The 11,049-nt window shown below is 68.2% G+C and carries 9 protein-coding genes and 1 tRNA gene; 1 reads left to right on the top strand and 9 read right to left on the bottom strand.

Translation table 11 applies throughout. The features are described 5' to 3' along the window. The 6 genes from ACFWF3_RS09670 to ACFWF3_RS09645 all read right to left on the bottom strand — a co-directional run. Positions 1 to 1,298 (bottom strand): protein kinase (locus tag ACFWF3_RS09670; RefSeq protein ID WP_379313266.1); only part of this gene is annotated, 1,298 nt, incomplete at its 3' end. A 37-nt stretch (positions 1,299 to 1,335) separates the two neighbouring features. Continuing rightward, the gene (locus ACFWF3_RS09665; protein WP_378989391.1) at positions 1,336 to 2,808 is read right to left on the bottom strand and encodes a peptidoglycan D,D-transpeptidase FtsI family protein; all 1,473 of its coding nucleotides are present in this window, start codon (positions 2,806 to 2,808) and stop codon (positions 1,336 to 1,338) included. Beyond that, a complete protein-coding gene (locus ACFWF3_RS09660) occupies positions 2,805 to 4,277 on the bottom strand; it encodes an FtsW/RodA/SpoVE family cell cycle protein (protein WP_378634561.1) in 1,473 nt (490 codons plus the stop codon). Before ACFWF3_RS09660 ends, ACFWF3_RS09665 begins: the two co-directional genes overlap by 4 nt. Continuing rightward, positions 4,277 to 5,728: a PP2C family protein-serine/threonine phosphatase gene (locus tag ACFWF3_RS09655; RefSeq protein WP_379313263.1), complete on the bottom strand. Its 1,452-nt coding sequence runs from the start codon at positions 5,726 to 5,728 to the stop codon at positions 4,277 to 4,279. The genes ACFWF3_RS09660 and ACFWF3_RS09655 overlap by 1 nt, the downstream gene beginning before the upstream one ends. Beyond that, on the bottom strand, positions 5,725 to 6,201 hold the full coding sequence (locus ACFWF3_RS09650) for an FHA domain-containing protein (RefSeq protein WP_062992366.1): 477 nt from the start codon (positions 6,199 to 6,201) through the stop codon (positions 5,725 to 5,727). Before ACFWF3_RS09650 ends, ACFWF3_RS09655 begins: the two co-directional genes overlap by 4 nt. A 168-nt stretch (positions 6,202 to 6,369) precedes the next feature. Continuing rightward, complete coding sequence (locus ACFWF3_RS09645) at positions 6,370 to 7,797, bottom strand: DUF3662 and FHA domain-containing protein (RefSeq protein ID WP_379313262.1); 1,428 nt, start codon at positions 7,795 to 7,797, stop codon at positions 6,370 to 6,372. Positions 7,798 to 8,016: 219 nt separating this feature from the next. Here ACFWF3_RS09645 and ACFWF3_RS09640 point away from each other — a divergent pair. Next, a tRNA-Leu gene (locus tag ACFWF3_RS09640) sits at positions 8,017 to 8,099 on the top strand. A gap of 51 nt (positions 8,100 to 8,150) precedes the next feature. Here ACFWF3_RS09640 and ACFWF3_RS09635 read toward each other — a convergent pair. Genes ACFWF3_RS09635 through ACFWF3_RS09625 form a run of 3 tightly spaced genes read right to left on the bottom strand, consistent with a single transcriptional unit; the run spans position 8,151 to position 10,205 of the window. Then, positions 8,151 to 8,687 (bottom strand): TetR/AcrR family transcriptional regulator, encoded by a 537-nt coding sequence (locus ACFWF3_RS09635; RefSeq protein ID WP_379313260.1) that lies wholly within the window; start codon positions 8,685 to 8,687, stop codon positions 8,151 to 8,153. Next, a complete protein-coding gene (locus ACFWF3_RS09630) occupies positions 8,684 to 9,523 on the bottom strand; it encodes an alpha/beta hydrolase (protein ID WP_379313259.1) in 840 nt (279 codons plus the stop codon). The genes ACFWF3_RS09635 and ACFWF3_RS09630 overlap by 4 nt, the downstream gene beginning before the upstream one ends. Positions 9,524 to 9,566: 43 nt before the next feature. Next, on the bottom strand, positions 9,567 to 10,205 hold the full coding sequence (locus ACFWF3_RS09625; protein ID WP_379313258.1) for a class I SAM-dependent methyltransferase: 639 nt from the start codon (positions 10,203 to 10,205) through the stop codon (positions 9,567 to 9,569). Positions 10,206 to 11,049: the final 844 nt, after the last annotated feature.

Below are 11,049 nucleotides of genomic sequence, written 5' to 3'. Positions count from 1 at the left end.
GTCGTCGGACGTTGCGTGGTGGTCGGCGGTTCCTCGGTGGTCACCGGCGGCGGCGGGACCGGCCGGGTGGTGGTCACCGGCGGCGGCAGCGGTTTGGTGGTCTGCACGGTGGTGGTCGTGGTCCCCGAATCCCGGTTCGGTTCACCGCCGAACAGCAGCCACAGCACACCACCGCCGAGCAGCAGCGCGCCGACACCGAGCGCGATCAGCCACTTCTGGTTGTTCTTGGCGTTGCTCGCGGGCACCGGCGCGGGCGCGGAAGCCTGGGTGGCCGGACCGCCGTAACCGCCGGTGGGCGGACCGACCGGGCCGCCGGGCTGATGGCCGAAGCGCATGGTCGCGCCGTCGTAGTCCGCCGCGGCCGCGGCTGCCGCGGCGGCGGGGAGCACCACGGTCGGGCCGGGCGGAAGTACCCGGGTGGCCCCGGTCATCGACGGACCGGTGGCGCCACCGGGGAGCGGCGGCATGTGCCCGGCACGCACCGCGGCCACGGCATCAGCGAACTCGCCGCCGCTGCGGTAGCGCTGCAGCGGGTCCTTGGCCATGGTGATGGCGATCAGTTCGTGCACGTTCGCGGGCAGGTCGTCGGGCATCGGCGGCGGTGCGTCGCGCACGTGCTTCATCGCGACGGTGATCGCGCCCTCACCGGTGAACGGGCGGACGCCGGCCAGTGCTTCGTAGCCGACGATGCCGAGGGAGTAGACGTCCGACGCCGCGGTGGCGTCCTCGCCGACGGCCTGTTCGGGCGCGATGTACTGGGCGGTGCCCATCACCATGCCGGTCTTGGTCACCGGTGAGGCGTCGACCGCCTTGGCGATGCCGAAGTCGGTGATCTTCACCTGTCCGGTCGGCGTCACCAGGATGTTGCCCGGCTTCACGTCACGGTGCACCACCCCGGCCGCGTGGGCGACCTCGAGCGCGCGCCCGGTCTGCTCGAGCATGTCGAGACCCTGGACGACCGAGAGCCTGCCCATCCGGTTGAGCACCGCGTTGAGCGGTTCGCCCTGCACGAGCTCCATCACCAGGTAGGCGGTCTCGCCGCCCGACGGGTCGGTGGTCTCGCCGTAGTCGTAGATGCCCGCGATCCCGGGCGCGTTGAGCTGCGCGGTGGTCCGCGCCTCGACGCGGAACCGCGCACGGAAGGTCGGGTCGGCGGAGAACTCGGTCTTGAGAACCTTGACCGCCACCCGGCGATCGAGCCGGGTGTCCATCGCTTCCCACACCTGACCCATACCGCCAGTGGCGATGAGCCGCTGCAGGCGGTAGCGGTCGGCGATCATGGCGCCGTTGTTCAGCATCGGGGCCCCCGTGTTGTCACTCGCACACTCATTTCGTTCAGCCCCCTGCCAGGCCCGCGTCCAGTACCGACCTGGCGATCGGCGCGGCTACCGAACCTCCGGTGGCCGCCAGCGCCCGATCGCCGCCGTTCTCGACGATCACCGCGATGGCGATCTTCGGGTTCTGCGCGGGCGCGAAGGCCATATACCAGGCGTGTGGCGGGGTGTTACGGGGATTACTGCCGTGTTCGGCGGTTCCGGTCTTGGACGCGATCTGGTACGGCGACCGTCCACCGCCCGCGGTATTGGCTTCCGAGGCGACCATCAGATCCGTCAGGGTCGACGCTACCTGGGGGCTCACCGCCTGCCCGACGCTGACCGGCTTGGTCTTGCTGAGCTCCGACAGATCGGGCGCTTGGGTCTGATCGACCAGATACGGCTGCATTCTGGTGCCGCCGTTGGCGATGGTCGCGGCGATCACCGCGACATTGAGCGGCGTCACCGACACATCGCGCTGGCCGATGCTCGACTGGCCGAGCGCGGCGTTGTCCGGGATCGGGCCGACGGTCGATTCGGCGACCGGGATCGGCACACCGGGCGGATCCTCGACTCCGATGCCGAACGCGGCGGCCTCGTCCTTGAGCTTCGCCGCGCCGACCTTCACGCCGAGTTCGACGAACGCGGTGTTGCACGAACGCCGGAACGCGTCGTACAGGCTGGCCGTCGGCTGGTCGCCGCAGGTGCTGCCGTTGTAGTTCTCCAGCGTGGTGCTGGTTCCGGGCAGGGTGATGTTGGGCGCGGCGGTGAACTGGTCGTTCGGACCGGCGACGCCGTTGGACAGTGCGGCCGCGGTGACGACGGTCTTGAACGTCGACCCCGGCGGATAGGTCTGCGAGACGGCGCGATTGAGCATCGGCTGACTCGGATCGGTGCTCAGTCGTTCCCAGGCGGCGCGACCCGCCGCGCCGTCGTGGCCCGACAGCTCGTTGGGGTCGTAGCTGGGCGTGGAGACCATGGTCAAGATCTTGCCGGTGCTCGGCTCGATCGCCACGACGGCGCCGGTGTAGCCCTTCGACGTCATCTGTTCGTAGGCGACCTGCTGCATCATCGGATTCAGCGTGGTGAGCACGTTCGCACCGCGCGGATCGCGTCCGGAGAACATGTCGATGAGCCGGCGGCCGAACAGACTCGAGTCGTTGCCCGAGAGCAGCGGATCCGCGGCCAGCTCGAGCCCGGTCTTGCCGTACTGCATCGAGTAGAAACCGGTGACCGGCGCGTATGCCGACGGGTCGGAGGGGTATTCGCGCAGGTACTTGTACCGGTCGTCGGTCGCGACGGAGCCGGCGAGCACCGTGCCGCCCGCGGAGATCTGACCGCGCTGGCGTGAGTACTCGTCGAGCAGCACCCGCGAGTTGCGCGGATCGCTGCGCAGGTCATCGGCCTTGACCACCTGCAGGTAGGTCGCGTTCACGAGCAACGCCACCACCATCACCATCACGGCGACGGCGACGCGACGCAGAGGTGTGTTCATTCGCTCACCCTGCTTTCCGGCCTGCGGACCAGTTCGGTGGCCGCGTCCGCGATCGGGGCGGGCGCGCGCTTACGGGCCGGTGCCGGTGCGCGGGCCGCATCGGAGATCTTGATCAACAGCCCGAGCAGCGCGTAGTTCGCCAGCAGCGACGAACCACCATAGGAGATGAACGGCGTGGTCAGACCGGTGAGTGGAATCAGTTTGGTGACACCGCCGACGACCACGAAGATCTGGATCGCGATGGTGAACGACAGGCCCGCCGCGAGCAACTTGCCGAAGCTGTCCCGCACGGCCAGCGCGGTGCGCAACCCGCGAACGATGAAGATCAGGAACAGCATCAGCACCGCGGTGAGCCCGATCAGGCCGAGTTCCTCGCCGATCGTGGTGACGATGAAATCGGTCTTGGCGAAGGGCACCTGCTGGGGCCGTCCGCTGCCGAGGCCGGTGCCTGCGAGTCCGCCGGTGGCGAAGCCGAACATCGACTGCGAGATCTGGTACCCGGTGTTGTGGTAGTCGTCGAACGGGTGCAGCCAGGTGTCCACGCGCACGCGCACGTGCCCGAACAGCTCGTAGGCGAACACGAATCCGAGCGCGAGCAGGCCGCCGCCGATGATCAGCCAGCCCACCCGTTCGGTGGCGATGTAGATCATCACCAGCACCGTGCCGAAGATGAGCAGCGAAGTGCCGAGGTCTTTTTCGAGCACGAGCACGCCGATGCAGACGATCCACACGATCAGGATCGGGCCCATATCGCGCGGTCGCGGCCATTCCATGCCGAGGAAGTGCTTGCCCGCCGCGGTGAACAGGTCACGCTTGGCCACCAGCACGCCCGCGAAGAAGATGATCAGCAGGATCTTCGCGAATTCGCCCGGCTGCATGCTGAATCCGGGCAGCCGGATCCAGATCTTGGCGCCGTTGACTTCGGAGAACCGGCTCGGCAACAGTGCCGGAATCGCCAGCGCGACCAGCCCTACCAGGCCTAGTGTGTAGGTGTAGCGCGCCAGCGTGCGGTAGTCCCGCAAGACGATGAGCAGGCTGATGAACACCACGATGCCGAGGCCGGTCCACATGATCTGCTGGTTGGCGTCGGGGGAGGGGACCGATGTCGCGTCGTACGCCGCCTTCTGCGCTTCGGCGAGATCGAGCCGGTGGATCAGCACCAGTCCCAATCCGTTGAGCAGCGCCACAATCGGTAGTAGGAGCGGGTCCGCGAACGGCGCGAACCGGCGCACCGCGAGATGCGCGATCCCGAACAGCGCGAGGAAAGCCACCCCGTACTTGGCGATGTCGGTGGTGATCGACTGTTCCTGGCTCGCCTCGACGATGAACAACGACACCGTGGTGATGCCCGCCGCGCCCGCCAGCAGCAGCAACTCCTGGTTGCGTCGCGTCGACGGCGGCGGCGCCGGCGCGAATCCACCAGGGGGACTGGGGAACGCCCCAGCCGACGGCGGTGGCGGTGCGGACATCAGTCCGTCACCCGGCAGTTCTCCCCTGAGATCTGCGGGGTTGTCGGGGGGACGGTGGTGGTGGTCGGGGCAGGCGCGGTCGTGGTCGGTGTCGCGGGCTGGTCGGGGCCGGGAGTCGGTGCGCCGCCGGGGATCACCGGGGTCTGCTCGGGCGGCAGCACGCCGGGCTGCGGTACCGATTCCTTCTTCGGGCACGGCGGCAGGAGCTCGTTCTGCGCCAGCACCTTCATGCTGCCGCGCGCCTTGTCCAGCGAATCCGGCGGCAGGCCCTTCTGCACCTGGTCGCGCCCGGTCTGCTTCAGGTCACTGACCAGCAGCGGCTTGCACCCACTCGGCGCGGACTTGCCGACCTCGACGAGCGTGAGCTCGCTCTTGCTGTTCACACAGCCCGTCAGCTCCACATCGTGGATCGAGTAGCCGAGGATCGAACCGGGCAGGCCGCGCATCACGACCACCTTGTCGTTGTCGGCGCCCACGTAGTAGTTGCTGCGAATCATCTTGTAGCCCACCACGAGTCCGACGGCGACCGCGGCGATCAACGCCAGCGACAGCAGCAGCCAGCGCAGCTTGTGCGACTTCGTCTCCGGCGGCGGTGGTGCGGCGGCTGCCCGGCGCGGTTGCGCCCGCGGCGGACGCATCGCGGCGGCACGCCCTGCCGCGGTGTTCGGCGGCGGGGAGTCTTCCTCCTCCTCGGTGGAGGCGGCGCCCGCGAGAATCGGGTGGCTCTGGCCGTAGTCGAGGTCGATCACATCGGCGACGACAACGGTCACATTGTCGGGCCCACCACTGCGCAGCGCCAATTCGATGAGCCGGTCGGCGCACTCGTCGGTGTTGCCCTCGCGCATGGTGTTGCCGATGGTCTCGTCACTCACCACGTCCGAAAGTCCGTCGGAGCACAGCAGATAACGATCACCGGCGCGCGCTTCGCGCATGATCAGCGTCGGCTCGATCTCGTTGCCGGTGAGGGCACGCATGATCAGCGAACGCTGGGGATGAGTGTGCGCCTGTTCGGCGGTGATCCGGCCCTCGTCGACGAGCGACTGCACGAACGTGTCGTCGCGGGTGATCTGGGCGAGTTCGCTGTCGCGCAGCAGGTAGGCACGCGAGTCGCCGATGTGGACCAGGCCGAGTTTGCGGCCCGCGAACAGGATGGCGGTGAGCGTGGTGCCCATGCCGTCGAGTTCGGGTTCGGCCTCGACGTGGTCGGCGATGGCGGCGTTGCCGGAATGCGTGGCGTGGTCGAGCTTGCCGAGGATGTCGTCGCCGGGCTCGTCGTCGTCGAGATGCGCCAGCGCGGCGATCATCAACTGGGAGGCCACTTCTCCGGCGGCGTGCCCACCCATGCCGTCGGCCAGCGCTAGCAGGCGTGCGCCCGCGTAGACCGAATCTTCGTTGTTGCCCCGGACGAGTCCGCGGTCGCTTCGCGCGGTGTAGCGCAGAACAAGTGTCACGATCGCAGCTCGATCACTGTTTTGCCGACTCGCACAGGAGTGCCGAGCGGAACACGGACGGCGGTGGTGACTTTCGCGCGGTCTAGATATGTGCCGTTGGTGGAACCGAGGTCTTCCACGTACCAGTCGTCACCACGCTGAGACAGTCGCGCGTGCCTGGTCGAGGCGTAGTCGTCGGTGAGTACCAGCGTGGAATCGTCGGCGCGTCCGATGAGGACCGGTTGCGTGCCGAGGGTGATTCGAGTGCCGGCGAGTGAACCATGAGTCACCACTAGATACTTGGCGCCCTTCTGGCTTCGGCTGAAGGAGGGCAGACCGATGGATCCGCGATTTCCGCGGGTTGCCCTCGGCTGTATCCGTATGCCGGATGCCGCGTAGATATCGCTGCGCAAGGTCCGCAGAACGGCCCAGACGAACAACCAGAGCAGCAGCAGGAACCCCGCGCGGGTCAATTGCAGGATCAATCCCTGCACGGCGTTCCACCTCCTGTTCGCCCGGGTACGTCGGTACGGCAGGTGCGGGGCGAACCACCCCCACCAGCGTGCTGGCTTGCGGGCCCCGAGGTCGGGACCGTGCGTGTAATGGCAGCATCATAGAGCCGACAGCGTCGACTCGTGACGTGCACCGCGCAGCTTACGGGATCAGACGATCCGGATCAGGATCTCGGAATGTCCGGCCCGGATGACGTCGCCATCGGCGAGCTGCCAATCCTGCACGGGGGAACCGTTGACGAGCGTTCCGTTGGTGGAACCCAGGTCGGAGAGCATGGCCGTCTGGCCGTCCCAGCGCACCTCGATATGGCGACGCGACACCCCCGTGTCGGGTAGCCGGAAGTGGGCGTCCTGGCCGCGGCCGATGATGTTGGAACCCTCGCGCAGCGCGTAGGTGCGGCCGCTGCCGTCGTCGAGCTGGAGCGTGGCCGAGTAGCTCGACTGGGCGGCGCCGTAGCCCGCGCCCTGCTGCTGGCCGTAGCCCTGCTGGCCGTAACCGGCGGCGGGCTGGGCGTAGCCGCCCTGCTCCTCCTGGCCGTAGGCGGGTTCGGCGTAACCGGGCTGCGCGCCGTATCCCTGCTGGCCGTATCCCTGCTGCTGGGGTTCGGCGTAACCCTGCTGGCCGTAGCCGCCCTGCTGGTCGTAGCCCGGGTCGGCGTAACCCTGCTGGCCGTAGCCACCCTGCTGGCCGTATCCCTGCTGCTGGGGTTCGGCGTAGCCCTGCTGGCCGTAGCCGCCCTGCTGGTCGTAGCCCGGGTCGGCGTAACCGGCCTGGCCGCCCTGCTGGCCGTAGCCGCCCTGCTGGCTGTAGGCCTGCTGGCCGTAGCCGCCCTGCTGGTCGTAGCCGGGCTCGCCGTACGCGGGCGCGGCGCCGTAGCCACCCTGCTGGCCGTAGCCCTGCTGGGCGGGCGCGGCGGGGTCGTAGCCGTTCTGGTATTCGCCGCCCTGCTGGCCGTATGCGTCGCCGTATCCGGGCTGCGCCTCGGGCGCGCCGTAGCCGCCACCGCGGCCGTAATCGTCGGCCGGGTAGGAAGCCCCTGGTGCGCCGGCGGGCGGCGGTGCGTACCCGCGGTTGCGTGGATCGGACTCCGCGGGCTCTCGGCCGGGCTCGTAGCCTGAGTTATGCGTCATGGGGCCAGCTCCTGGTTGCGGGTGTGCGGGTCGTTGTGGCGGTCCGGGGCGAGGTGGGGCCGTCCCACGACCGGCGTCGGGGTCGACGCGGCCGCTCGCTCTGAACATTCCGGTGTGCAGCGTAGGTGATGCCTCGAACGCCACGTGTACTTCGCCGTAGGTCTGCCAGCCCTGCTCGCGGATGTAATCCTGCAGATGTTTGGCGAACGCTTTGGTTGTCAGGTCGTGATCGGCGTCGAGCTTGCCGTGATCGGTCTCGTTGATCGTGATCACGTAACTGTTCGGCGCGAGACGGTGCCCGCCTTCCAGATCCTGGATCTGATCTGCGGCTTCCTGCTGCAGCGCGGCCTCCACTTCCTGGGGAACCACACTGCCGCCGAACACCCTCGCGAACACGTCACCGACAGCGCCCTGTAAGCGACGTTCGAATCTCGACACGATGCCCATCACAGCCCTCCCTTCGGTGCGCGTGTCCGCCCTCCTCGACACGCTGGTTACGGCGTGTCCGGACCCGACCACGTTCCTTGCATGATATCCACGATCCTCTACCTGGGTAACTCCCGGCGGCGTGACCCAGTTCCCGCGCCCTTTCAATCGGCATCGCCGCAGGTCAGGGAATCGATTTTATTTTCGGCCGCGGGGCATGTTAGATTTTTCCAGTCGCTCGGGCGAGTGGCGGAATGGCAGACGCGCTGGCTTCAGGTGCCAGTGTCCGTAAGGACGTGGGGGTTCAAGTCCCCCTTCGCCCACAAGACTAAAGGCTCGATCCATCTGGATCGGGCCTTCGGTCGTTTCCGGGGTCAGTGACGGGCGATGCGAAACAGGGCCGCCCGCAGATCCGGCCGGGGCGACTGTGCGTCCAGCTCCAGTAGGGCGGTTTCGGCTATCGCGGCTACCAACAGGACGGCGACGGGCGCGGCGTCGGACCAGCCCATCGCCGTGAGGTTCGTGGCGAGCAGGCCGGCGGCGGCGGAATTGCGGGCGCTCACCTCGGTGGCCAGACCCGCGTCGGTTCTGGCCTGTACTAATAGGCCCTTCGTCGCGGGGGCGGCCAGACAGCCGTCGAGGTAGGCGGCGATCCCGGCCGCGAGGCGTGCTTCGCCGGGTGGAAGGTCGGCGGTCGCCGCGCTGACCTGGTCGTCGAGATCGTCGTGGAAGGCGCGGTGCAGGGCGAGTATGTAGGACTCGCGGCTCGGCCAGTGCTGGTAGAAGCTGCCCTTGGCCATCTTGGCCTCGGCCGCGATCGCGTTGACCGAGAGCTTGCTCAGATTCTCGGTGGCCAGTAGCTGCCTGCCCGCGTTCAGGAGGGCACGGCGCCCGGGTTCGGCGGATCTCATTGCGGCATTCCAGCACGGGCGGTGAGGAACTCGCCCACGGCGTCGAGGAACAACCGGGGCGCCTGAGCGAACGGTTCGTGCCGAGTGGGCAGTACGGCGACCGGCGCGCCGGGCAGGGCGCGGGTGATGCCGCGCCGGTTCATCAGCCAGGGATTGGTCGGGTCGTCGCGGCCCCAGACGACCTGGACGGGTAGCCCGGGCAGCAGTGGTGCCGCGGCGGGCAGGTCGACGCGCGGGTCGTCCAGGCTCCGCCAGAGGCTGCGATATACGGCGAGCCGGATCGGATCGCCGGATACCTCGCGTGCCCGCTCGAAGAGGGGGCGAACACCCTCGTTGCGCAGCGAGCCCAGGTAGAGCCGCGCGTGCGGGACGACGAACCGACGGGCTACCGAGGGGCGCGCGATCAGCCCGAACATGGCTCTGGTCAACGGATTCAGCGGTGCGAACCCGGCCGACTGCACCAGGACCAGCCCGCGCACCAGGTCCGGTGCGCGCTCGGCCAACCGCACTGCGGCGTATCCGCCGACGCTGTTGCCGATCACGGTGAGTGAACCGAAACCGATCTGCGCCAGCGATGTCGACACCTGCACGGCGATGTCGCCGAGCGCGTCGACGGTGACGGCGTTCGGATCGGTGACCGTGGACGCGCCGTAGCCCGGCCAGTCGACCGCGGCTACGGCCCAAGTCTTGCCCAGTGCCGGCACGATCTGATCGAAGTCGCGATGGTCACCCGGATTCGCGTGCAGCAGAAGCAGTCCCGGTGCGTCGTCGGGCGAGCATCCGCTCAGGTGTACCGCGATCTCGCCGTACGGCGTGGTGACGGTGAACGGTGTCATGGACCGACGGTAGCCATGACCGACCGGTCGGTCAAGGCTTGGGTCAGGCCTTGCGGGCGATCAGCAGGTGGTGGGGAATGGGCGGATTCGGCAAGGTGCGCTGCTCCACCGTCAGTCCCGCGGAACTCAGCGCCGCCACCACATCGGCAACCGGGCGCAAGGTGAATCCATAAGGGGTGAAGGGCATTCTGGCCATGGCGTCGGGATCTCCGATACCGATCACAGCGACGCCGCCCCGGCGCAGGACTCGGGCGAGTTCGGTGCAGGCGGCCGGGAGATCGGCGAGGAAGTAGATGGTGTTGACGGTGATCGCCGCGTGCAGGCTCGCGTCGGGCAGTGGGAGCGCGGTGAGCGTGCCGTCGGCGAGGAGGAGGCGGCCTTCCGCGACCTCCACCGCGAAACGACCGCGGGCACGGGCGAGCATGTCGGGGGAGGGCTCGATGCCGTGCACCGTGCCCTCGGCACCGACGCGCGCCAGCAGCAACTCCAGTCCCACCCCGCCGCCGAAGCCGATATCGGCGACCGTCGCTCCGGTGGGCGGCGCCGCGGCATCGACCGCCGCCGCGATGGCCCGCTTGTTCCCGCGATTGAGGACGAACGCCACGCCCTTACCGAGCACACCGTGCGGATTTCCGAGCTGTCCGGCGATTGTCGTGAGCAGGCGATCTTTGACCCCGGTCATTTCGCCATCGTAGGCGGCGTTTTCGCGCCGCCGTCGGCCGTCGGCCGAGGGCGGCTTGCTCGGCGCGGTGGTACGCCTCTCTCGGCAACGGGGGGTCGGCTGGTCGTCGACGGCGGCATCCGAACCCGGCGGCGCATCGGGGCCGACGCGACAACCCCCCTCGACGGACTCGACTCTGCCGTTGTCGACCCCTCGACCGGCGCCGTACGCCCCTCGACTCCGCTGACGGGCACGGTCGCCGGGGACCCGCTACAGCGAGTCGCGCTCATCACCCGGGGCGGCGGCTCCGGCGGGCAACGTCACCGAGGTCGTTCGAATCGGCTGAGCCCCTGTCGCGCGTTGAACCCGACCTCGCGTCTGTTTCGGCGGCCCGATGACCACCGTGGCCTGCCGGTATCGCTGCTGCCCCTGCCGAGGCGCACATGCCCGCTCGCGCCGTCGGATACTCCCGATTCTCGCAGGTGAGGCGAAGGTCACACTGCCTGTGCAACCTTGTATTCCGGATGTTCTTCTGCCGATTTCTGTCCGTTCGGCGGACCGTTCGCAACCAGTCGTTCGTCCAGTTTGAGGCGATGAATTCGGTGTTTCACTGTGATTGCTGGGCGTGCATCTCGTTTGCAACGTAGTTAACAAACCTGAGGTTTCTTTTAACGTTTCAAGTAGGCGGCAACCGTAATTCCGTTGCCGAAACCCCAGGTGACAGCTATGTCTTGGCCTCAGTGTGATCCGAAGCAACCTTGCCCGACATTCGCGAGCGGGACCCGTCGAGGGTGCGTGATTCGTTATCGAAGGTTTGCTCGGGGTGAATTCTCGGTGCCGCCGACTGCCCGGTGAGGGTCGCGCC

It is taken from the genome of Nocardia sp. NPDC060220 (assembly GCF_042727815.1).
Lineage (GTDB): Bacteria > Actinomycetota > Actinomycetes > Mycobacteriales > Mycobacteriaceae > Nocardia.
Note: the sequence above shows the minus strand (reverse complement) of the source record. Positions and strands in the feature narration are given on the sequence as shown.

Excerpts from the sequence above, each read along its gene's own strand:
- ACFWF3_RS09665 (WP_378989391.1), bottom strand. The coding sequence starts at position 2,808 with ATGAACACACCTCTGCGTCGCGTCGCCGTCGCCGTGATGGTGATGGTG.
- ACFWF3_RS09660 (WP_378634561.1), bottom strand. The coding sequence starts at position 4,277 with ATGTCCGCACCGCCACCGCCGTCGGCTGGGGCGTTCCCCAGTCCCCCT.
- ACFWF3_RS09645 (WP_379313262.1), bottom strand. The coding sequence starts at position 7,797 with ATGGGCATCGTGTCGAGATTCGAACGTCGCTTACAGGGCGCTGTCGGT.
- ACFWF3_RS09635 (WP_379313260.1), bottom strand. The coding sequence starts at position 8,687 with ATGAGATCCGCCGAACCCGGGCGCCGTGCCCTCCTGAACGCGGGCAGG.
- ACFWF3_RS09630 (WP_379313259.1), bottom strand. The coding sequence starts at position 9,523 with ATGACACCGTTCACCGTCACCACGCCGTACGGCGAGATCGCGGTACAC.
- ACFWF3_RS09625 (WP_379313258.1), bottom strand. The coding sequence starts at position 10,205 with ATGACCGGGGTCAAAGATCGCCTGCTCACGACAATCGCCGGACAGCTC.